The organism is Pantoea sp., assembly GCF_032114055.1.
Classification (GTDB): Bacteria; Pseudomonadota; Gammaproteobacteria; order Enterobacterales; family Enterobacteriaceae; genus Pantoea.
This window is the reverse complement of record NZ_DAMCTB010000001.1, coordinates 208,520-230,216: the sequence shown is the minus strand read 5'-3', so window position 1 is coordinate 230,216 and position 21,697 is coordinate 208,520. Positions and strand designations below refer to the sequence as shown.

The following is a 21,697-nucleotide window of genomic DNA, read 5'->3' as shown; positions in this document are numbered from 1 at the left end:
CGGGCCAGAAAGGCACCAGACGTTTCAGGAACGCGCTGTCTGAAACCCTAATCTTTTTGCAACAGTGTGGAAGGAGGGGTAAGTCAGGCGATGTCTGAGTATTTCTTACGGGACTGTGCCTGTATAGCGGCCGTCCCAGACAATAACGCGCAGCGGCAGCGTGGCTGGCTATAGCAGAAAATCACGATTAACGGCATTTGCTGTTAACGCGCGCTGGCGCATAAGGCCAGCCTGATGCGGCATCAGATTTCATTCTCTTTCAACACAGATGTTGCAGTAAAGGCAGGATAAAAAAGGAAGCAATACGTCTGAATAGCAGGGGGTTCAGACGTAAAGCGGAGAGAACCATAACCCCATCGGGACACTGAGTTGCTTCAGAGAGAAAGCGCACATTATTTTGCCATCAGCATCGTCAGCAGCTCGCGACAGCAGGCCTCTTCTTCTGCGCTGTCCGCAGAGGCCAGATAGCGCAGCAACTCCATACAGCTTTTTTCCTTGCCCGCTTCCAGTAACTCTTCGATCAGAAAATTCAGCTTCTCCTGCTCAGACGCCGCGAAGGCGGAGCCGAACTCATTTTTAACCGGGATGGTATGATTCGCCGGCAAGGTAAGGGTGTTCTGCATTGGCATATTCTTATCCTGTTCTGGGTTAAAAAATGTACTGGTGTTGCTATTAAACTTATACAGCGATCCCGATTTTGTACAGAAATCTGGCGAATTGATTTTCAGGCTGATGCGAAGCGTAGCGCGGGCTGGCGGTAAATCCCTGCTTATCATTCAGTTAGCGAAAAGGCGTTATTCAGAAATTTTTTGCGGTTTGCAGTCAGGCGGGGCGGCGGGGAAACCCCGACGCTGGCGGAAGAGGAAAATGGCGGCCCGAGGAGCCGCATCTTTCACATTGTGGACAGAAAATCTTCCCTCTGCGGGGTGAAGGTATCCAGCAGCACGCCAGCCTCCAGACAGACACAGCCATGCACCACATCCGGCGCTTTATAGAGCGTGTCCCCGGCCCCGACTTCACGCGTTTCGTCGTTGATTGTGAAGGCAAAGCGGCCGCTGAGAACATAAGTCAGCTGCTCATGAGGATGATGGTGCAGCGGACCAATCGCCCCGGTCGCAAAAGTGACTTCGACCGCCATCAGGGTACCGCCATACGCCAGTACCCGGCGGGTCACGCCCTGTCCGAGGTCCTCGACTGGCTGCGCGTTATGATAGACAAACATCTGAACCTCCTGTGATGGCCGGGCGTGCGGTAGTCAATTTGTGATGGTACTCACAGCCTGCAGCCGAATTAATCCATGCACTTTAATCGCTTTTCATTAAAATGAAACGGTGTTTCATTTTAATTTGTGAGGACAGATCATGAAAATCGCGTTAATGATGGAAAACAGTCAGGCCGCTAAAAACGCCATCGTGCTGAAAGAGCTGGAAAGTGTGGCACAGCCGCTGGGGCATCAGGTCTTTAACGTCGGCATGAGCGACGAGCAGGATCACGCGCTGACCTATATTCATCTCGGCATTCAGGCCAGCGTGCTGCTGAACAGCCAGGCCGTGGACTTTGTGGTCGCGGGGTGCGGCACCGGCCAGGGTGCGCTGATGTCGCTGAACCTTCATCCGGGGGTGGTGTGCGGCTACTGCATCGATCCGGCGGACGCTTATCTGTTCGCGCAGATCAACAACGGTAACGCGCTCTCCTTGCCATTCGCCAAAGGCTTTGGCTGGGGCGCAGAACTTAACCTGCGCTTTATTTTTGAAAAAGCGTTTACCGGCGAAAAGGGGCACGGCTATCCCCCTGAGCGTAAAGAGCCGCAGGTGCGCAATGCCGGTCTGCTGAATCAGGTCAAAGCCGCCATGCTGAAAGAGAACTATCTGGACACCCTGCGCGCCCTCGATCCTGAGCTGGTGCGAACCGCCGTCAGCGGCCCGCGTTTTCAGCAGTGCCTGTCAGAACAGGGAAAAAATCAGGAGATTATCGCTTTTGTGCGTCAGCTGACGCACTGACGTTCACCCTGAGCGGAGGCCGGTGTGACCGGCCTTTTAACGTCCTTTCAGCGCCTCCGGCGCCCGCCGGTGTCGCAAAAACATTTCACTGAATGACTTCCCCTGACCGCCATTTTAGGTAATAGTAACGCCGCTTTACATTAATAATTCTCATTATCATTTATGTGGGTTTGACGATGAAAAAATGGTTTTTAGCGCTGGGAATGCTCGCGCTGGCAGGGACGGCTTCGGCCCGGATGATCACTGACGTCGCAGGTCGTCAGGTCGACGTGCCACAGGAAGCAAAACGCATCATTCTGGGTGAGGGGCGTCAGATCTATCTGCTGGCCGCGTTTGATACGGATGCGCCGTTCAGCCGGGTCATTGGCTGGCGTGACGATCTGCCGAAAGCGGACTGGGATGGCTATCAGGCCTATGAGAAACGCTACCCGGAAATTAAAAAATTACCGACCTTTGGCGGCGCAAAAGATGGCACTTTCAACGTTGAGCAGGCGTTAACCCTGAAGCCCGATCTGGTGCTGATGAACCTGGAGTCGAAGGCCGCCACCGATGAGGGCAGGCTGATTGAAAAACTGCAGGCCGTGGGTGTGCCGGTCGTGTTTATCGACTTCCGCGAAGCCCCGTTTGTGAACGCGGAGAAAAGTATCCGCATCATGGGCGAACTGGTGAATAAACCAGCGCGTGCCCAGGAGATCATCACCTTCCGCCAGCAGCAGATCGAGCGGGTCACTTCACGCCTGAAAAACTTCACCGGCTATCGCCCGAAAGTGATGATCGACCGTGCGGGTGGCTACAGTGATGAGTGCTGTATGTCCTTTGGCAGTGAGAACTTCGGACAGATGGTAGAGATTGCGGGTGGCCGTAATATTGCGAAAGGCATCATCCCGGGCACCTTCGGCACCCTGAATCCGGAGCAGATTATCGCCAGCCAGCCGGATGTGGTCGTCGTGACCGGCGCGAACTGGAAGAACTACAACACCGTGGGGAAATGGGTCGGCGTCGGCCCGGGGGCGAACGTTACCGACGCCACGGCGCGTCTTAAGGCGCTGATGACGCGCGATGCCTTTAAAACCCTGCCGGTGGCGCACAACGGCCATGTCCATGCTATCTGGCATCAGTTCTATGACAGCCCTTACCAGTTTGTCGCGATTCAGGCGCTGGCGAAGTGGCTGCATCCCGATCTCTTTGCCGATCTCGATCCGGATGCCACCTTCCGGGAGTTCCACGAGAAGTTTCTGCCGCTGCCTTATCAGCCAGGATACTGGGTCACGCTGCCTGCTGACAAATCCTGACCGGACAGGATGACAGGGACGTCATCCGTCAGAGTTGCAATTCCTACCGAATAAACCCTCTGTTTCTCTTCAGATTTACTAACCTTTTACAGGCGCGGGGTCGGTTGCTGTCAGTAGCGCGACGCCTGACCTGGTCCGCATTCACGTAAAAAATGGAGAGAAACATGCGTAATACCCTGGGAAGATCGGCGTTTGCCGTAACGCTGTATGCTCTGCTGGAGCCAGTGCCGCTGGGCTTTTTTGTCGCGGCCTGGCTGTTCGATATTCTCTATATGCAGACCTTTGTGCAGTTCTGGACTGATGCCGCAGGCTGGCTGATTGCGCTGGGGCTGATCCTGGCTATCGTACCGCGTATCATCGCACTGATTTACCTGTTCCGCGGCAGTGATAGCGCGGAAAAAGGCCATTTCTGGCTCTGGCTGGTCGCGATTGTAATTGCCATCGTTAATGCATTTATTCATAGCCGTGATGCGGCCGCGGTCATTCCGCTGGGCGTTACGCTTTCGACGCTGGTAGTGGCGCTGCTGCTGCTGGCTAATGTGCAACTTGCGTTACGCCACCGTAGCGCTTAGGGAGGAGCCATCATGAAGAGAACGCATAAAACGCTGCTGGCGCTGTCCGTGACGGCCCTGCTGGCAGGCTGCGATCAGGGCGCGCAGGTCGATCCACAGAAACAGATTGGTGCCAATCCCGAACTGCCGCAGGCGCGCAATTTCTTTATGCCGCCGATGCAGGTGCCGAAAGGCACACCCTGGAAAGCGGGCGAAATGCCAAAAGTGGCGCAGGGGCTGAAAATCGAGAAGATCGCGGAGAATCTGCAGCATCCGCGTCAGGTTTACGTGCTGCCGAATAACGATGTGCTGGTGGCGGAATCGAATGGCCCGCCTAAGCCGACCACCCGGCCGAAACAGCTGATTATGGGTATCGTGCAGAAAGCCTCCGGCAAAGGCGGTGCAGGCGGTAACCGCATTACGCTGCTGCGCAACGTCAACGGTAAATGGGAACAGCATCGCTTCATCGAAAATCTCCACTCCCCATTCGGGATGCAGCTGATCGGTAACACGCTCTACGTGGCGAATGCTGACAGCCTGGTGAAATTCCCCTATCGCGAAGGCGACACTGAGATCCGCACCGCGCCGGAAGAGGTGACGGAACTGCCGGGCGGACCGATCAACCACCACTGGACCAAGGCGCTGTTAGCCAGCCCCGATGGCAGCAAGCTCTATGTCGGGGTCGGCTCCAACAGTAACGTGACTGAGAACGGCATCGGTGCAGAGTATCGCCGTGCCGCGGTGCTGGAAGTGGACGCAGCCAGCGGAGCCAGCCGTATCTACGCCAGCGGATTGCGCAATCCTACCGGCCTGCAGTGGGAACCGCAGAGCGGCAAGCTCTGGGCGGTGGTTAACGAGCGCGACGAGATCGGCTCCGATCTGGTGCCCGATTATATGACCTCGGTGCAGGAGAAAGGCTTCTACGGCTGGCCCTACAGCTACTTTGGTCAGCATGTCGATACCCGCGCGGAACCGCAGCGTCCCGATCTGGTGGAGAAAGCGATCAAGCCTGACTATGCGCTGAGTTCGCACGTTGCGCCGCTGGGCCTGCTGTTCTACGGGGCTGATAACATGCCGCAGTACAAGGGCGGCGCGTTTATCAGCGAACATGGCAGCTGGAACCGCACCCCGCTGAATGGCTATAAGGTCATCTGGGTGAAATTTGAAAACGGTAAACCGGTGGGCGAGCCGCAGACGGTGGTCTCTGGCTTCCTGACGGATGATGAAAAACAGGTGCGGGGCCTGCCGGTCGGCCTGGCCAGCGATAAACAGGGCGGGGTACTGATCGCAGACGATGCGGGTAATACCGTGTGGCGCGTCAGCGCCGCTAACTAGCCTCTGCCCAAAGGGCTAAAGAGCGGGCATAAAAAAAGGATTTGGCGCGTTGCCAAATCCTTTATTTTTTTGTCCGCCAGCCCGGCTGGTAACCGCGCTGCAGACGAGGTGCTCAGCACTCTCCACAAAAGAGATTGTAAAATGTGCGGCTAAGGATTTCAAGTTTCGCCATAATGCTGTATGTTTATACAGGTGTTGAGTGTTGGGTATCGCCTCGTGATCGACTGGCCGCTCCCAGGGGCAGGTTTTTAAAATCCCGGCAGGCATCAGGTGGTGCTGGCCTGTGGCTTTAACCATGAGTGCCGCTCAGCCCTCTCCACAAGATGTGCTCAGGCGCCCGGCGGGTAGAGTCAAAGCCCTGGTTGCCGAAAAGCGCGCTCCTGTAAAAGGAGAAGGAAAGTGATGGAACTGACTAAGCTGATTCTGGATCTCATCCGGGTCATCTTGCAGATCATCGTTGCCCTTATGCAACTGACCGGTCAGGCAGGTTAACCGGAACTTGAAACAAGGCGGAGCTAACCACTCCGCCTTTTTTCTTTGTCAATTCTCTGTCATCAGAAGCGGATAAGGTGGTGCGGCAAAAGCACGCCGCAGGGGATGTGCTTATCCGGATTGGGAATGCAATGTCCATTATTGCCGTAATGCCTGCCCCCTTAGCCCACACCAGAATCGATGAGAGTGTGCGGATGCGGGAAACCTCCGTGGGTCAGCAGTGTGAAATCCTGGCGCACAGCCTGCTGGAATACAGCGAGCTGGGTGACTTCTCCTATGTCGGCGAGCACTGCTGCCTGGCTGACACCCAGGTAGGGCGCTTCTGCGCTATTGCCAACCAGGTGCGCATCGGTGCGCCGAACCATCCGATGGATCGCGCCTCTCAGCATCGCTTCACCTACTGCCCGGAGTATTACCATCCTGATGCCCGACGCGATCGGGACTTCTTTGTTGCGCGCCGGGCTGACCGGGTGATTATCGGTCACGATGTCTGGATCGGGCATGGCGTGATCGTACTGCCTGGCGTCACCGTCGGTGATGGCGCCGTGCTGGCCGCGGGCGCGGTGGTGACCCGCGACGTCGCGCCCTACAGCGTGGTGGGCGGGGTCCCGGCCCGGCCGCTGCGGATGCGGTTTTCGCCTGCTGTTGCTGCCCGTCTGCAGCGTATCGCCTGGTGGAACTGGCCGCTGGAGAAGCTGATGGCGAACCTGGCCGACTTTCAGCATGGCGACATTGAGGCGTTCTGCCAGCGGCACGCGGTATAGCCCCTGAGGGGGCATCAGGCGTGCAGGCCGATGCGGTGCGCCAGTCATAACCCATAGAGCCCTGTGGCCAGTCCGGACTCATCATCAGCGGGTGGTGGCGAAAGGGTAAACCTTCGCGTCCTGACGCCGCTATTTACTTCTTCTGAAAGGCCTGGCCGCGCGCGTTGCCGATCGGGCGTGCCGGTCTGTCGGTATCATCACATTTTCCAATGACCGCCTGTCTTGTAACTTCCCGCCGCGCATGACACTCTCCCTAATTGTATAGACATGTCATCTCAACCGGTCATCCGGCCCTGTTTGTTTTCTCTGATTCACTGCATCAGCGAGGGATCTATGTCGGTCAAATCATCTGCTACAGCGTATCCGGACGCGACGCAACCGCGCCTGTCAGAAACCCGCTCCATCGATTACATTCCGTTGCGCGAACGTCATGGGCATCCCTTCAGCCAGTTCACCCTCTGGTTTGGCGGCAACCTGCAAATCACGGCCATTGTCACCGGGGCGCTGGCCGTCGTACTGGGTGGCGATGTTGTCTGGTCGCTTGTCGGCTTACTGGTGGGGCAGATTATCGGCGCCGCAATCATGTCTTTGCATGCGCTACAGGGCCCGCGCCTGGGCTTGCCCCAGATGATCACCAGCCGCATGCAGTTCGGCGTTTACGGTGCCGTTATTCCCCTGGTGCTGGTCTGCATCATGTATGTGGGATTCTCCGCCAGCGGCACGGTACTGGCCGGACAGGCGCTGGCGAAACTGCTCGCGGTCAGCAATAGCACCGGGATGATCGTGTTCAGTGCCCTGATCGTGGTGATTGCGGTAATGGGGTACCGGGTGATCCATCAGCTGGGCAAGCTGGCGAGCATTATCGGTGCCCTGGCCTTCGCTTATCTCTTTATCACGCTCTTTGCGACGCATGACCTGGCGGCCGTCTGGCAGAATCGCCACTTCACCCTGGCAAATTTCCTGCTGGCGGTGTCGCTCTCGTCATCCTGGCAGATCGCCTTTTGCCCCTATGTTTCCGACTACTCGCGCTATCTGCCCGCAGACGTCTCCGCGAAGAAACTGTTCAGTGCAGTTTTTGCCGGTACCGTGCTCGGCACTCAGGCGTCCATGACGCTGGGTGTGATTGCTGCCGCACTGGCCGGAAATGCCTTCGCCGGCAATGAGGTCGGTTATATCGTCAGTCTGGGCAGTACCGCCGGCATGGCGATGGTGATCTACTTCGCCATCTGCTTTGGGAAAATTACTTTTACCACGCTAAACGCCTACGGCAGCTTTATGTCCCTGACCACCATCGTGTCGGGGTTTCGCCGGCAGACGACCCTGAGCCAGGGCGGGCGCATTCTGTTTGTTATCCTGATGGTTTCCGTGGCCTGCCTGATTGCACTGCTCAGTGAACCGGCCTTCCTGAAATCCTTCACCCACTTTCTGCTGTTTCTGCTGGCCTTTTTTGTGCCGTGGAGCGCCATCAGCCTGACCGATTTTTATCTGGTCACCCGCGGTCGGGTGGACGTCCCCGCGCTGGCCGATCCGGACGGTCGCTATGGCCGCTGGAACCTTGCGGGCATCGCGGTCTACTTTCTGGGGGTAATGGTGCAGTTACCTTTCATCGATAACCCGCTGCATCATGGTTCGCTGACCTGGATTTTTGCCGGAAATGATGTTTCGTGGATCGTGGGCTGGCTGGTCACGGCGCTGTTATGGCGGGTTGCCAGCCGCTGGGATCGCCGGGGAAGAGCTGAACAGATCAACAGCCACTTGTAACGCAATAAGCCGCCCGGGGGGCGGCTTACGTTTGTCAGCATAACGCTCAGCAAATCTGTTCAGGCCGTTGTCACCTCCACCGTGGCGGGCTGTGTCTCGGCTACCAGCGGTTTTTCCGGCTGCAGCAGCGTCATCGCCAGCATACTGCCGAACGCGATCAGCGCCGTCACCGTAAACATGGCGTTATAGCCATGATATTCCGCCAGCCAGCCGCAGAGCATCGGTGAGAGGATGGCGGCCAGGTTGGCAATCGCCAGCGTCATACCGCTGTAGGTGCCGACCGAGGCTTTGGGCGTCACGTCGATCACCACCGACCAGTAGACATTGTTCACCAGCGCATTCAGCGCATTGCCCAGCGTCATCAGGGCAATGATACCGGCGGCAGATCCCATATAGGGAATGGCCATAAAACAGCAGGCGGTGCCGCACAGCGTGACGGCAGCGAAAAGATTGCGCGCCAGTCGCAGATTGCGGAACCGGGCCAGCAGAGCGTCGGCGATTCGGCCGCCCAGCAGCACCGTGATGCAGGCACCGCTCCAGGGGATCATCGCCACGTACCAAAGCGAGTGCAGGTCATAGTGAAAATTGTCCTGCAGATACTTCGGCATCCAGGTCACCAGAGTAAAGGTGATGTAGAGGAAAGAGAAGTAGCCCAGCGCGTTACAGACCAGCGTCCGGCTGGTAAAAAAGCGCCACCAGGGCAGGGGAATGCTGTCGCCCGTGCTGCGGCGCTGACCGTTCTGTATTAGTGTGCGCTCGGCGGCGTTGGTGAAGCGACTCCTGTCCGGACTGTCGCTGAAGGTTCGGGCAAACAGCAGCATCGCCAGCAGCGAGATGACCCCCAGCAGGATAAACATCATGCGCCAGTCGTGGGTCAGCAGCAGCAGCCCAACCGCAATCGGCGCGGTCAGCAGGGCACCAACCTGCGTCGAGAGCAGGCCGATCCCCAGCGCAAACCCACGCTCGTTGTCCGGTGCCCAGTGCGCGATGGTTTTATTCATCAGCGCATAGGCGGGACCTTCGGCAAAACCGAACAGAATACGCAGCGCAGCAAACCCCATGAGGGCTGAGCCGCCAAACAGCGCTATCCCCAGCTCACCGGCCCACGCGGTAGCGATCTCCAGCAATGACCAGAGCACGCCCGCCAGCAGCCAGACTTTTTTCGTACCAATATGGTCAGCAAGAAAGCCGCCGCACAGCGACCCCAGCAGATAACCAAAGCCGAAATAGCCCAGCACGGCGCCAAGCTGGACTTTACTGAAGTGATACTCTGCGGCAATGGCGTTAGCGGCAAAGGAGAGGGCGCCGCGATCGATGTAATTAATCAGCGCGATCAGGAACAGCAGTGAAAACAGGGTATAACGGTAACGGCTTGGTTTCATTTCACATCTCCTGATGAAAGGTGTCAGGAGAGCAGAAGCAAATTTGATGCCGGAAAGTCAGTATTGTGAGCCAGCTCACGGCTGGCGGGCGCTGCGGGTGGCATAGGTGGCGGGCGCTGAGCCCGCTCATTATTTGCCTGCGCATCATTGCGGTGCAGGCCCTGCCTGCCGGTGGTGATGCTCAGGCAGCGTGATGCTGATTGCCGCTGGGATGCGGCAGCGGAACAATCACTGCATCCGCAGAGAGAACCGTCTCCGGCACTGTCCGGGCAGCGGCTTCGCCCACATGCAGCAGAATCTGCTGCTGGTAAGTCGCGTCTGCTATGCAGGTCTGTTCGCTTAACAGGACACCTGCCTCATTAACGTTTTTTCCCTCCACCTTTATTTTGTGGGTGGCACTGGCCAGCATCCACTCATATTCAATATCGACGTGACCACTATCAATACAGCGGATGCCGTGCTGACTTAAATCATGCGCCAGTACTGTAGCGGTCGGTCCTAATGAAATCAGGACCAGATCAAAATTAACGGCGTGGGCAAGCACGGCGTCAAACAGCGCCTCATAAACGGAAAAGGCGTTGCGGTTCAGCGTGGTAATTCTTTTCACTTCACTGGCGCCGTCCAGTAAATCATTGCCTAATCCCAGACGGGTTCCACTGCCTTCAACAATCAGGACCCTGCGGTTCTGATAAAGTTGTTTAAACTTGTCAAATATCCTGCCGGAGAGCTGCTTGCCTTTATAATCGTGATAAGGACGGGTGACCGATGTATTTCCATAGTGGTACTGTTTATTCAGCAGAGATTCATAATATTTAAAATAAAAAGATTTGTGAAAGAACCAGAACAGGGCCGACCCACTTCGCATATTTCGGGTAGTGCGAAACGCATCTGGCAGACAGATCAGGCAATTCGGATTTGCTGAAGAGCCCTGCTGCAGCACGGCTTTCAGCCTGGCTGAAAGTTTCGGGTCGAATGGCTGGAAACCGATGTTTTTATAGCGTGTCATTTCCAGTTCACCGTCGCCGTAACGGGCCAGCGATAACGTGGGTTCGCGTAATAGCAGATCGATAGTTTCCTCGATCGACATCACGGAATAACGTCTGACCCGTGCCTGCGCAGCAGGATAGCGAATTGCGGCATTGATAAACTTAAAGGGAAAACGAAACTTGCGATATATAGCGTGAAATGCGGACATAGTTAACCTGCCTGGTGAATTACTGCCAGAGAAAATCCCGCCTGACGGCCGGATAAATAGTGAGAATAATGAGGGAAGATAACACAAATAAATGCTGCATCCCGCTGCGGAATATCTTAAATCAGTTTTTCCGCGTAAAACTCACGCGTCATTAATCTATTCATAACGGCAGGCAGAATGGAAAAAATAATGAAATATCGGCGTCAACTGCCATTTTTAATAAATAAAAAAGCATTGACACCGCGCAGATGCTGCAATTTTCGACATTAATTATCGCGTACCCGATGTATTACCGGTTTTAGCAATAAGAGGTTCTCCGCAGCAGGAGATACAAATCATTATAATTATTTGATGCTTATTTCTGCTCTGTGACCCGACTTAAGCTGTTCTTACTGAAGCATTACTTGTCTGATATTTGTTCGCCTTTGAACAAAAGATGCGGTAACTGACCGCTTATGGTTAATTTATTGTGATGAATGTCGCGGTATCAGCCGTTCAGGCACGAAAAAAAGCCGCCGAAGCCCGCAGGAGTGCCGGATTTATAATAAATATTGCTAATCATTTACATATCAGCATGTTTTTACATATTTCATACATAAGTTAAGATCTCGTTGTAATTATGTTTTCATATTAGTTTTCTGATTGCCGCTAATGACCCGAGGATGGATCATGATAAATAAATTAACCAGTATAATCATGGCGATATTTGCTATTGCCCTGATTTACATGGGAGGGGAACTCCTGTCAGCAGGAGGCAGTGCTTTTTACATTGCGATAGGCGTGGGGGTTCTGGCCAGCGCAATACTGCTGCTGATGAACAGACGCAGTGCGCTGACACTTTATGCGCTGCTGATGTGGATAACGCTGTTCTGGATTATCCAGGAAGTGGGCTTTGATAAATGGCAGTGGATCCCGCGTGGCGATCTGTTCGGTCTGCTGGGCCTCTGGCTGGCTCTGCCGTGGGTAGTGCGCCCGCTCTATCAGGGTCAGCGCCGCTTTCATCCTTTGCTCGGCGGAACGGTCGGGCTGATGGTGCTGCTGGTTATCGGCCTCTGCTTCTACGATCCACTGCCGCAGCAGGGCACGATCACGACGCCACGCCAGAGTGCCGCCACCGGCGGTGCCGCTGACGCGTGGAGCGCCTATGGCGGAACCGCCGATGGTCAGCGTTTCTCAACGCTGAAGCAGATCACCCGGGACAACGTGAAAGATCTGGAAGTCGCCTGGACTTACCATACCGGCGATCTGCGTCAGGATGACGATGCCACCGAATACACCTTCGAAGCGACGCCGCTGAAAGCCAACGGCATGCTCTACTTCTGTACGCCGCACAACGAAGTCCACGCGCTCGACCCGGAAACCGGGGCGGTGAAGTGGAAAACCGCGCCGGATAAAAACCGCTCCTATCTGCAGCAGCACCAGACCTGCCGTGGTGTGAGCTACTACGACGCAGGCCAGGCCCAGGGGCAGACGGATACCGCGCCGGCGCTCTGCCGCAGGCGTATCTTCAATGCCACGACCGATGCCCGCCTGCTGGCGCTGGACGCAGATACCGGTAAACCCTGTGCGGACTTCGGTGACAACGGTGTAGTCAACCTGCGTGCCAACATGGGCGAGGTGCGTCCGCATGCGCTGATGCAGACCGCCGCGCCGCTGGTGGCGGGCAATCTGGTGATCGTCGGCGGCTCAGTGATGGATAACGGCTTCCACAGCGGCAACCCGTCGGGCGTGATCCGCGCCTATGATGCCGTCAGCGGTCGTCTGGTCTGGAACTTCGATCCGGCAAATCCGGAGAGCACCGCCCCGATCGCCCAGGACGCCACCTATCCGCAGGATACCCCGGTAGCCTGGGCGACCCTGAGCGCCGACCTGAAGAATGGTCTGGTCTACGTGCCCTTTGGTAACGCCTCGCCGGATGAGGTCGGTTTTGACCGCGATCCTGCCAGCAATACCGAAAAATTCCGGGATGCGCTGGTGGCGCTGGATCTGAAAACCGGTGCCTTTAAGTGGCGCTATCAGAGTTCGAACCACGATCTCTGGGACCGTGACAACCCGTCGCAGCCGTCGCTGGTGGATATCAACTATCAGGGCTCGCCGCAACCGGCGGTGATCCTGCCGACCAAAACCGGCAACCTGTTCGTGCTGAACCGCCTGACCGGCCAGCCGGTCTACCCGGTAGAGCAGGTTAAGGTCTCCGTGGATGGCATCAAAGGCGAGCAGTATGCGCCGACCCAGCCGGTCTCCAGCCTGAACTTTATTCCTGAGCCGCTGACGGAGAAATCCATGTGGGGCATCACGCCATTTGATCAGATGGCCTGCCGCACCACTTTCCGCAAGTTGCGTTATGACGGCAATCCGTGGACGCCGCCAACGGAAGCAGGCTCGCTGATCTTCCCGGGCAATATCGGCGTCTTTAACTGGGGTTCCGTGGCGGTCGATCCGCAGCGTCAGATGCTGATTGCCGCGCCGGTGCGTCTGGCTTACAAGTACAACCTGATCAAACGCACTCCGGAAACTGAAACCCAGCGTACCTTCACTAAAGACGGCACGCCGTACTGGAACGAAAACTTCCACGGTGAGTATGCGATTCATATCCAGCAGATGGCGTCAGGCCTCGGGATCCCATGTATCGCGCCACCGTGGGGTCGGATGGTTGGGGTGGATCTGACTACCGGCAAAACCGAATGGCTGCGCCGCGTGGGCACCACCCGCAACCTGAAGACCAGCTTCCTGCCTGGCCGTTTCCCGCTCGGCTTCCCGATGGGGATGGTCGCGCACGGCGGACCACTGCTGACGGCCGGTGATCTGGTGTTCCACGGGGCAACGGCAGATAACTACTTCCGTGCCTACGACAGCACCACCGGCGAACTGCTGTGGCAGACCGAGTTGAGCGCCGGTGCGCAGGCCACGCCATCCACCTTTATGGGTAAAGATGGCAAACAGTATGTGGTGATTGCCGCAGGCGGTCACGGCTCACTGGGCACCACGCCAGGCGACAGCGTCGTTGCTTTCCGGCTGAAATAATCCTGATCTGCTGAGCGCCGCCTGGCGCTCAGCGTTTTTTTGTCACCGCCGCCCGTTATCTCTTCCGTCCGCTTTTCTGCAGCAACCCGCTGTTTTTTACAGCCTGTACCGCGGTTTCCCGGCTTAAGGCTTTAATCACGCCCTGAAACTATTTCGTGATAGCTCTCCCAGTTTAGCGATTTGCTCCGTCCGGCAGGCTTGCGCATTCGGTCGCGAAGCGTAGATTAATACATAACTTCACAATTAGTCGTGAAAAAGAAAAGTACTTCACAATACGCTCTCTGAAGGATTGTCCTCTATGTCGGAACTGAAATTTGCAACCCGCCTCAACTCATTCGCCTCGGGCGCGCACCTCTACTGGCCCGATCAGCAGGGCAAACCTTCTGTGCTGCAGATGGTGGCCCGTGCCGGCAAGGTAAGGGGGTTAACGCATCTCGATCTCAACTTTCCGCAGCATCTCACCAGCGACATTCCCACGCTGCGTCAGGCGATTGACGATGCGGGCCTGGCCGTTAACGGCATGCAGATGCGCTGGGACGCTCCGCAGTTCAAAATCGGTGCCTTTACCCATCCGGACGCGAAAGTGCGTCGCGAAGCGATCGAGCTGACCAAACGCGGCATCGATGCAGGTCGGGAGTTCGGCTCACGGCTGATGACGCTGTGGATGGGGCAGGATGGTTTCGATTACTGCTTCCAGGCGGACTATAAGAAGATCTGGGAGGATGCGGTCAGTGCCGTGCGGGAAGTGGCGGAGTATGCGCCGGACGTTGATATCAGCATCGAATATAAGCCAAACGAGCCGCGCGCCTACAGCATCTTCCCCAACGCCACCACCTGCCTGCTGGCGGTGGAAGAGGCGGGCTGCCCCAATCTGGGGATTACGCTCGACTTTGCGCACGTGCTGTTTGCCAACGAGGTGCCGGCCTACGCCGCTGCAATGGTGGCGCGGCGCTCACGGCTGCTGGGGCTCGATCTTAACGATGGCTGGGGCAAACGCGACGACGGCCTGATGGTCGGCTCAGTCAACCCGCGCGCCACGCTGGAGTTTCTCTGGCAGATGCAGCGTGACGGCTATCGCGGGGCCTATTATTTCGACACCTTCCCTGATGCCAGCGGGCTGGACCCTATCCGGGAAGCGGAAAGCAATATCGCGACTGTGACCCGGCTGCTGCGGCTGTGCGATCAGCTGCACGGCAACATGGCGTTACTGGCGGCGATTGAGCGTCAGGATGCGGTCGCCTCCCAGCAGATCGTCAACGACATTCTGCTGGCACGATAACGGCTGATCCAGCCGCTCACATAAGAAAACCCTACCCAACATGCTGAGAATATAAAAATGAAAAAACTCCTGCTCGCTGTTATCGCCTCCTCACTGCTCTGCAGCACCGTCTATGCGGCCGAGCTGGCACCGCTGCAGTCCGACACTGAACCGGATCGTACCGACTGGACCCAGCTCGACAGCAAATATGGTGCACTGCCAAAAGTCGACAAATCGCTGAAGATTGGCGGCGTCTCCAAGACCCTGACCAATGAATACTGGCGTTCACTCGGCGAGGGCTACCAGAACGTGGCGAAAAAGTATGGCTTCACTCTGGCCTATCAGGCGGCGGCCAATGAAGATGACCAGCTTGGTCAGCTGTCGATTGCCGAAACGCTGATCTCGCAGGGTTTCAACGGCCTGCTGGTGTCGCCTCAGACCGATATCAACCTGGAGCCTGCGCTGGAGAGTGCCAGCAGCAAAAAGATCCCGGTGGTGAACGTGAATGATGCCGTGATGCCGAATGCGCGTTACTACGTCGGTAACGTGCAGAAAGATAATGGCGTGCGGGTAGCGAAGTGGTTTATTCAGCATCATCCGCAGGGCGGCAAGGTGGCGGTAATCGAGGGGCAGCCGGGCGTGTATGCCGCCGGACAGCGAACCCGCGGTTTCAAAGAGACGCTGGCGACGGCCGGTAAGTTCACGATTGTTGCCAGCGTGCCGGCAAACTGGAGTCGTGAGCAGGCCTTCAACGCCGCATCGACCATTCTGCAGCAGCATCCCGACCTGATTGGCTTCTACGCCAACAACGACACCATGGCGCTGGGCGTGGTGGAAGCGGTGCGGGCGCAGAATAAAGCGTCACAGGTTGCCATCTTCGGCACCGACGGGATCTCCGATGCCTACGCCTCTATTAAGCGCGGTGAACTCACCGGCACAGTGGACAGTTTTCCGGTGCTGACCGGCGAAGTGGCGATGGATGTGATGATTCGTCTGATCAACGGTCAGAAGCTGTCGCGCGTAGTGTCGACGCCGCAGGCGCTGATCACCAAAGAGAACGTCGATGCGTTCTCTACCAAAGACAACAACCGGCTGCGTCAGTTGCTGGCGCAGCAGTAAGTCAGCGGGAGCGGGTATGGAACAGTTTCGTTTAACGATGCGCGGCATCAGCAAAAGTTACGGTAACGCCGCCGCGCTGCAGGAGGTCGATTTCTCGGTGCGGCCCGGCGAGGTGCATGCGCTGATTGGGGAAAACGGCGCGGGGAAATCAACGCTGCTGAATATTCTCTCTGGCGTGCGCGGTGCGGACAGCGGAGAGATCAGCGTCGACGGCAGTCCGGTTCAGATCCGCTCGCCGCTCAGCGCCCGTCAGGCCGGGATCGCGATGATCCACCAGGAGCTGCAGCATGTGCCTGAGCTCTCTGTGGCACAGAACATGTTTCTGGGCCGCCCGCTGACCCGCGCCGGGGGCTGGTGGGTCGATAAAAAAGCGCAGCTGGCACGCGCCACCCTGATTCTGAAGACGCTGGATCCGACCATCGATCCCGACACGCCAATCAGAAACCTCAAGGTGTCGCAGCAGCAGATCGTAGAGATTGCCCGGGCGCTGCTGGATAACGCCCGCATCATCGCCATGGACGAACCGACCTCCAGCCTGACGCCACGCGAATTTGACCGGCTGGCGGCGTTAATCGGCGATCTCAAGGCGACCGGGGTGTCGCTGATCTACGTGTCACACAAGATGAATGAGATTTTCAGGGTCTGTGACCGCGCCACCATCATGCGTGACGGCAGGCAGGTTGGCGTGGTTAATATCCGCGATGAGGATGAGGAGAGTATCGTCGCCAGAATGGTCGGCCGGAAGATCGACAAGCCCGACCATCAGGCGTTCGTCAGCGACCGCGAAGTGCTGCGGGTCGAGGATCTGACGCGCGGCAGTGAGGTGGTCTCCGCCAGTTTCAGTGTGCGGGCAGGCGAGGTGCTGGGCGTGGCGGGGCTGGTCGGCGCGGGCCGCACCGAACTGCTGAAACTGATCGCCGGTATCGACAGGCGAACCCGCGGCACCGTGAGTGTTAACGGCAGGGCGGTCAGGAATTACAGCGTGCGCGCCGCAATTCAGGCCGGCATCGGCCTGGTGCCCGAAGATCGGAAAAAAGAGGGCATCATCAAAGCGCGGGCGGTGAAGATGAATATGGCCCTGCCGTCGATGCATCGCTTCACGGCGGCGGGCCTGATCAGTCAGTCCCGGCTGGGTCGCGAGGCGCTGCGGGTGATGGGCGATCTGCGCCTGCGGCCGCTCGACATCGAAAAGCCCATCGGCACGCTGAGCGGTGGCAACCAGCAGAAGGTGATCATCGGCCGCTGGGTAGCCGCAGATGCAGAGGTGTTCCTGTTTGATGAGCCAACGCGCGGCATCGACATCGGGGCCAAGTCGGAGATCTATCATCTGATTGAAAAGCTGGCCCAGGCGGGCAAAGCGATTGTGGTGGTGTCGTCGGAGATGACGGAGATCATCCGCATCTCCGACCGGGTGCTGGTCATGCGCGAGGGACGAATAACCAGAGAGTTAACCGGCAGCGCGATTACCGAAGAGAACATCGCCCGTTATGCCATTAAAGATATCGACCCAGGCGCCTGACCGCTGTCCTGACACTCATTAAGGTGATAATTATGACGACCCAGACCTCCACCAGGCCACGCAGCCGACCTGCACTGCGGCTGAAGTTTAATCTGCGCGATGCCGGCACCCTGATTGGCCTGTTTATTATCATGGTGACGTTTTCGTTTCTGTCGCCGGTCTTTTTTACCGTGCCCAATCTGCTGAACATCCTGCAGCAATCCTCCATTAACGCCCTGATTGCGCTGGGGATGACGATGGTCATCATTTCAGGCGGGATTGACCTCTCGGTCGGCCCGGCGGCGGCGCTCTCGGCGGTGCTGGGCGCAACGCTGATGGCGTCCGGCGTGCCGGTGCCGCTGGCGATCCTTGCAACGCTGGGGGTCGGCGCGCTGTGCGGACTCTTCAGCGGCACGCTGATTGCCTATGCCGGACTGCAGCCGTTTATCGTGACGCTGGGCGGCCTCTCGCTGTTCCGGGCCATTGCGCTGATTTACACTGGCGGCAATCCCATCTTCGGGATCCCACTGACGTTTCGCAGCCTGATCAACAGCGACATTCTGGGGATCCCGACACCCATTGTGATTGTAGCGGTGATTGCGCTGCTGCTCTGGACGGTGATGAACAAGACCCCGCTGGGAGAATATATTCTGGCCATCGGCGGCAATGAAGAGGCGGCGCGGGTTGCCGGGGTGCCGGTGAAGCGCACCAAGGTCACCGTCTATGTCCTGTCCGGCCTGCTGGCGTCGCTCGCCTCGCTGATCCTGATCGGCCGTCTTGGCGCGGCGGAGCCGACCATCGGTAACCTCTGGGAGCTGGATGCTATCGCGGCGGCGGCCATCGGCGGGGCTTCCCTGATGGGCGGCAAGGGCAGCATCTTCGGCACGCTGATCGGCGTGATCATCCTTGGCGTGTTACGTAACGGACTGACCTTGCTGAATATTCAGGCCTTTTACCAATTGCTCGCTACCGGCCTTATTATTATCATAGCGATGTTGATTGACCGGGCGACCCGAGGCAAATAATGAAGCAAGATCCGCGAGCCATTGGCGCTCAGATTCGCATGCGTTTGCCCCAGCTGACGCCGTTAGAACGGCGGGTCGCTGAGGCGATCATGGCCCGCACCGACATTACCGAGCACTCCTCTCTGAAAGAGATTGCGCAGGAGAATAATGTCTCTGAAGCGATGATCGTGAAGATAACCAAAAAGCTTAACTTCACCGGCTTCAGACACTTCAGAAGTGGTCTGATCTACTACAACCAGTCTGAAGTGGCGGGGCTGCATGCGGAAATTGAGCCGGATGATTCGTCGGAGCAGTTGCTGACCAAAGTGTTCAGAACCTCTATCCAGGCCATCGAAGAGACCTTATCGATCCTGGATGTCTCTGAATTCAATCGTGCGGCAGACATCATCTTTAAAGCGCGTCATATCGATCTCTACGCCGTGGGCGGTTCCGCCGCCGTCGCGCGGGATTTGTCGCACAAGATGCTCAAGATCGGCATCAAAACGACCGTCTATGACGACGCGCATATCATGCTGATGTCCGCCGCCGTGTTATCTGATGACGATGTGGTTATCGCTATCAGTCATTCGGGCGCCACACGTGCGGTGAACGATCCGGTCCGGCTGGCGGGAAAGAATGGCGCGAAGGTTATCGCCATCACCAACTACGCCGAATCCCCGATCGCGCAGAACGCCCATGTGGTCCTCAATTCAACCTCTCAGGGATCGCATCTGCTGGGTGAAAACGCCGCGTCACGCATCGCCCAGCTGAATATCCTGGATGCGCTGTTTGTCGCTATCGCTAAAAAAGATCTGAAGCGGGCGGAAAAAAACCTGATGAAAACCCAGCGTGCGGTTCAGGATTTGCGGGAATTCTAGCTATGAGCAAAATTGCAGTTACCGGCAGTCTTCATTACGACATTATGCTGGATGCGCCTCATCGCCCTGAAAAAGGCGAAACGGTAATGGGCAGCGCGTGCTGCTATAAGTCTGGCGGCAAGGGAGGGAATCAGGCGGTTGCGGCTGCGCACGCGGGTGCAGCGGTCCGTTTTGCCGGCGCCGTGGGCGACGACGCGCAGGGGCAGTTCCTGCGGGATCATCTGCAACAGGCGGGCGTAGACTGCGCGGCGGTCAGCGTGATCCCCGCGTCGCCCTCCGGGATGAGCGTCGCCATTACCGATGCTGAAGGCGATTACGGCGCGGTGGTGGTTTCGAATGCCAATCAGCATATCCCGCTGACGACCTTTGCAGAGCCCGGCTTCTGGCAGGATGTCTCGCTGCTGGTGCTGCAGAATGAGGTGCCGGAGGCCGTCAATCTCTGCGCCGCCCATGCTGCACGGCAGCGGGGGATTAGGGTCTGCGTCAATGCCGCGCCCGCCCGTGATTTATCGGCGGACTTTGAAGCCTGTATCGACCTGCTGGTGGTGAATGCCATTGAGGCGCGCGATATGTGCGGGATAAGTGTGCAGGATCTGCCCTCGGCGCGCGCAGCGGCCGACGCGCTGGCCAGCCGGTTTGCCCGCGTGGTGGTGACCGCTGGCGAACATGGGGTGGCGTACAGTGAATCAGGAGAGACCCGAACGTTGCCGGCAGAGAAGGTGACGCTGGTGAGTACCCACGGCGCGGGGGACTGTTTTGTCGGGGTGCTGTGTCAGCGCCTGAGCGGTGGCGCGACGCTGGCGGAGGCGGTCAGTGATGCGAACCGTGCGGCCGCCGGACATGTCTCCCGGCCGCCGCAGTAACGATCTCAGGCGTGCCACGCCACCGACGCGGCACGCGACCGTTATCAGGTACCGACCTTCACCACAGTCTTGCCGAAGTTTTTGCCGTTGAGCATATCGATAAACGCCTGCGGTGCATTCTCTAAGCCTTCGATCATGTGCTCGCGGTAGTGGATTTTCTTATTCTCTACCAGCGGCGTCATCGCTTTCAGGAACTCCGGATAGCGGTCGCCGTAATCCTGGAAGATAATAAAGCCCTGCATACGGATGCGTCGCTTCAGGATACCCGCCATGATCAGCGAGGTTCTGTCAGGGCCTTCCGGCAGCTCACGCTGGCTGTAAGCGGAGACCAGCCCGCAGACCGGCACGCGCGCTGCGGTGTTAAGCAGCGGGAAAACCGCGTCAAACACTTTGCCGCCCACGTTTTCGAAATAGATATCGATACCGTCCGGGCAGGCATTTTTCAGCTGCTCTTCGAAATCGGTGCTGTGGTGATCAATACAGGCATCAAAGCCCAGCGTATCGACCGCATAACGGCATTTCTCTTCACCGCCAGCCACACCGACCACGCGACAGCCTTTCTGTTTACCCAGCTGACCGACCGTGGCACCGACCGGGCCGGTTGCGGCGGCCACCACCAGTGTTTCACCGGCTTTGGGCTGGCCGATCTCCATCAGGCCCATGTAGGCGGTAAAACCTGGCATCCCGAGAATGCCCAGCGCCCAGGAGGGGTGCGGCAAATCATTGCCCAGCTTTGCAATCTCTTTGCCATCGGAGACGGCATACTCCTGCCAGCCACTCTGTGACAGCACCCAGTCACCGGTCTTAAAGTCGCTGTGTTCAGAGGCCGCGACCTGACAGACGGTGCCGCCGACCATCGGCTGATCCAGCTCGGCGGGCGCGGCGTAGGATTTACCCTCATCCATCCGGCCACGCATATAGGGATCCAGCGACAGGTAGATGGTCTTCAGCAGCACTTCACCCTCTTTGATTTCCGGCACGGGCTGCGCCACATGGCGGAAATTCTCTTTGGTCGGTTCACCCTGAGGGCGTGAAGCGAGTAACCAGGCGTGGTTCTGAGTTGCTTGTTCAGTCATCGTTTCTTCCTTTTATAGCCGGGCCATGCACGGAGCATCGCCGTTTGAATACCGGAAAGTGTAGATGACCACGGCGGGATTGCGTTTAGCGTGACGAGCGGTAAGCCACTGACGCTGCTGTGCGGGCAGGGCGCACAGGGTGCAGCGGCAGCGCGTCTGTGGAGAAATCACGGTGCTGATAATTCGTAGCAAATATTCACATCCG

The 21,697-nt window shown here is 57.6% G+C and carries 18 protein-coding genes; 13 read left to right on the top strand and 5 right to left on the bottom strand.

Annotation, left to right across the window (positions count from 1 at the left end):
• Positions 1-392: 392 nt before the first annotated feature.
• Both RT657_RS01050 and RT657_RS01045 read right to left on the bottom strand, forming a co-directional pair.
• Complete coding sequence (locus RT657_RS01050) at positions 393-629, bottom strand: hypothetical protein (protein ID WP_313651715.1); 237 nt, start codon at positions 627-629, stop codon at positions 393-395.
• A 263-nt stretch (positions 630-892) separates the two neighbouring features.
• On the bottom strand, positions 893-1,222 hold the full coding sequence (locus RT657_RS01045) for a cupin domain-containing protein (RefSeq protein ID WP_313651713.1): 330 nt from the start codon (positions 1,220-1,222) through the stop codon (positions 893-895).
• Between the two features lie 139 nt (positions 1,223-1,361).
• Here RT657_RS01045 and RT657_RS01040 point away from each other — a divergent pair, with 139 nt between their 5' ends.
• The 6 genes from RT657_RS01040 to RT657_RS01015 all read left to right on the top strand — a co-directional run bounded on the left by RT657_RS01040 (position 1,362) and on the right by RT657_RS01015 (position 8,195).
• A complete protein-coding gene (locus tag RT657_RS01040) occupies positions 1,362-2,000 on the top strand; it encodes an RpiB/LacA/LacB family sugar-phosphate isomerase (RefSeq protein WP_313651711.1) in 639 nt (212 codons plus the stop codon).
• Between the two features lie 176 nt (positions 2,001-2,176).
• The gene (locus RT657_RS01035) at positions 2,177-3,292 is read left to right on the top strand and encodes an ABC transporter substrate-binding protein (protein ID WP_313651709.1); all 1,116 of its coding nucleotides are present in this window, start codon (positions 2,177-2,179) and stop codon (positions 3,290-3,292) included.
• Positions 3,293-3,456: 164 nt separating this feature from the next.
• Positions 3,457-3,864: a DUF2231 domain-containing protein gene (locus RT657_RS01030; protein ID WP_313651708.1), complete on the top strand. Its 408-nt coding sequence runs from the start codon at positions 3,457-3,459 to the stop codon at positions 3,862-3,864.
• A 12-nt stretch (positions 3,865-3,876) separates the two neighbouring features.
• Positions 3,877-5,178, top strand: a complete 1,302-nt coding sequence (locus RT657_RS01025) for a sorbosone dehydrogenase family protein (RefSeq protein WP_313651706.1) — start codon at positions 3,877-3,879, stop codon at positions 5,176-5,178.
• A 623-nt stretch (positions 5,179-5,801) separates the two neighbouring features.
• Positions 5,802-6,434: a DapH/DapD/GlmU-related protein gene (locus RT657_RS01020; protein ID WP_313651704.1), complete on the top strand. Its 633-nt coding sequence runs from the start codon at positions 5,802-5,804 to the stop codon at positions 6,432-6,434.
• A 333-nt stretch (positions 6,435-6,767) separates the two neighbouring features.
• On the top strand, positions 6,768-8,195 hold the full coding sequence (locus RT657_RS01015; RefSeq protein ID WP_313651701.1) for a cytosine permease: 1,428 nt from the start codon (positions 6,768-6,770) through the stop codon (positions 8,193-8,195).
• A gap of 59 nt (positions 8,196-8,254) precedes the next feature.
• Here RT657_RS01015 and RT657_RS01010 read toward each other — a convergent pair whose 3' ends face one another.
• A complete protein-coding gene (locus RT657_RS01010; RefSeq protein ID WP_313651699.1) occupies positions 8,255-9,577 on the bottom strand; it encodes an MFS transporter in 1,323 nt (440 codons plus the stop codon).
• Positions 9,578-9,758: 181 nt separating this feature from the next.
• Positions 9,759-10,772, bottom strand: a complete 1,014-nt coding sequence (locus RT657_RS01005; protein ID WP_313651697.1) for a GT-D fold domain-containing glycosyltransferase — start codon at positions 10,770-10,772, stop codon at positions 9,759-9,761.
• A 669-nt stretch (positions 10,773-11,441) separates the two neighbouring features.
• Between RT657_RS01005 and RT657_RS01000 the strand changes: the two genes are divergently transcribed.
• The 7 genes from RT657_RS01000 to RT657_RS00970 all read left to right on the top strand — a co-directional run bounded on the left by RT657_RS01000 (position 11,442) and on the right by RT657_RS00970 (position 20,416).
• Complete coding sequence (locus tag RT657_RS01000; RefSeq protein WP_313651695.1) at positions 11,442-13,796, top strand: membrane-bound PQQ-dependent dehydrogenase, glucose/quinate/shikimate family; 2,355 nt, start codon at positions 11,442-11,444, stop codon at positions 13,794-13,796.
• Between the two features lie 298 nt (positions 13,797-14,094).
• Positions 14,095-15,075, top strand: a complete 981-nt coding sequence (locus RT657_RS00995) for a TIM barrel protein (RefSeq protein ID WP_313651693.1) — start codon at positions 14,095-14,097, stop codon at positions 15,073-15,075.
• A 57-nt stretch (positions 15,076-15,132) separates the two neighbouring features.
• Entirely contained in the window at positions 15,133-16,173 is a 1,041-nt protein-coding gene (locus RT657_RS00990) for a substrate-binding domain-containing protein (protein ID WP_313651691.1), read from the top strand.
• A gap of 16 nt (positions 16,174-16,189) precedes the next feature.
• On the top strand, positions 16,190-17,692 hold the full coding sequence (locus RT657_RS00985; protein ID WP_313651688.1) for a sugar ABC transporter ATP-binding protein: 1,503 nt from the start codon (positions 16,190-16,192) through the stop codon (positions 17,690-17,692).
• A 32-nt stretch (positions 17,693-17,724) separates the two neighbouring features.
• The gene (locus RT657_RS00980) at positions 17,725-18,696 is read left to right on the top strand and encodes an ABC transporter permease (RefSeq protein WP_313651685.1); all 972 of its coding nucleotides are present in this window, start codon (positions 17,725-17,727) and stop codon (positions 18,694-18,696) included.
• Complete coding sequence (locus RT657_RS00975) at positions 18,696-19,553, top strand: MurR/RpiR family transcriptional regulator (protein WP_313651683.1); 858 nt, start codon at positions 18,696-18,698, stop codon at positions 19,551-19,553. The genes RT657_RS00980 and RT657_RS00975 overlap by 1 nt, the downstream gene beginning before the upstream one ends.
• Positions 19,554-19,555: 2 nt before the next feature.
• Positions 19,556-20,416 (top strand): PfkB family carbohydrate kinase, encoded by an 861-nt coding sequence (locus tag RT657_RS00970; RefSeq protein ID WP_313651680.1) that lies wholly within the window; start codon positions 19,556-19,558, stop codon positions 20,414-20,416.
• A gap of 44 nt (positions 20,417-20,460) precedes the next feature.
• On the opposite strand, the gene RT657_RS00965 is transcribed toward RT657_RS00970, so the two are convergent.
• Complete coding sequence (locus tag RT657_RS00965) at positions 20,461-21,492, bottom strand: NADP-dependent oxidoreductase (protein WP_313651677.1); 1,032 nt, start codon at positions 21,490-21,492, stop codon at positions 20,461-20,463.
• Positions 21,493-21,697: the final 205 nt, after the last annotated feature.

Excerpts from the sequence above, each read along its gene's own strand:
- RT657_RS01040 (WP_313651711.1), top strand. The coding sequence starts at position 1,362 with ATGAAAATCGCGTTAATGATGGAAAACAGTCAGGCCGCTAAAAACGCC.
- RT657_RS01030 (WP_313651708.1), top strand. The coding sequence starts at position 3,457 with ATGCGTAATACCCTGGGAAGATCGGCGTTTGCCGTAACGCTGTATGCT.
- RT657_RS01000 (WP_313651695.1), top strand. The coding sequence starts at position 11,442 with ATGATAAATAAATTAACCAGTATAATCATGGCGATATTTGCTATTGCC.
- RT657_RS01035 (WP_313651709.1), top strand. The coding sequence starts at position 2,177 with ATGAAAAAATGGTTTTTAGCGCTGGGAATGCTCGCGCTGGCAGGGACG.
- RT657_RS00995 (WP_313651693.1), top strand. The coding sequence starts at position 14,095 with ATGTCGGAACTGAAATTTGCAACCCGCCTCAACTCATTCGCCTCGGGC.
- RT657_RS01045 (WP_313651713.1), bottom strand. The coding sequence starts at position 1,222 with ATGTTTGTCTATCATAACGCGCAGCCAGTCGAGGACCTCGGACAGGGC.
- RT657_RS00990 (WP_313651691.1), top strand. The coding sequence starts at position 15,133 with ATGAAAAAACTCCTGCTCGCTGTTATCGCCTCCTCACTGCTCTGCAGC.
- RT657_RS00970 (WP_313651680.1), top strand. The coding sequence starts at position 19,556 with ATGAGCAAAATTGCAGTTACCGGCAGTCTTCATTACGACATTATGCTG.
- RT657_RS00965 (WP_313651677.1), bottom strand. The coding sequence starts at position 21,492 with ATGACTGAACAAGCAACTCAGAACCACGCCTGGTTACTCGCTTCACGC.
- RT657_RS00985 (WP_313651688.1), top strand. The coding sequence starts at position 16,190 with ATGGAACAGTTTCGTTTAACGATGCGCGGCATCAGCAAAAGTTACGGT.
- RT657_RS01010 (WP_313651699.1), bottom strand. The coding sequence starts at position 9,577 with ATGAAACCAAGCCGTTACCGTTATACCCTGTTTTCACTGCTGTTCCTG.
- RT657_RS00975 (WP_313651683.1), top strand. The coding sequence starts at position 18,696 with ATGAAGCAAGATCCGCGAGCCATTGGCGCTCAGATTCGCATGCGTTTG.
- RT657_RS01025 (WP_313651706.1), top strand. The coding sequence starts at position 3,877 with ATGAAGAGAACGCATAAAACGCTGCTGGCGCTGTCCGTGACGGCCCTG.
- RT657_RS00980 (WP_313651685.1), top strand. The coding sequence starts at position 17,725 with ATGACGACCCAGACCTCCACCAGGCCACGCAGCCGACCTGCACTGCGG.
- RT657_RS01020 (WP_313651704.1), top strand. The coding sequence starts at position 5,802 with ATGTCCATTATTGCCGTAATGCCTGCCCCCTTAGCCCACACCAGAATC.
- RT657_RS01015 (WP_313651701.1), top strand. The coding sequence starts at position 6,768 with ATGTCGGTCAAATCATCTGCTACAGCGTATCCGGACGCGACGCAACCG.
- RT657_RS01005 (WP_313651697.1), bottom strand. The coding sequence starts at position 10,772 with ATGTCCGCATTTCACGCTATATATCGCAAGTTTCGTTTTCCCTTTAAG.
- RT657_RS01050 (WP_313651715.1), bottom strand. The coding sequence starts at position 629 with ATGCCAATGCAGAACACCCTTACCTTGCCGGCGAATCATACCATCCCG.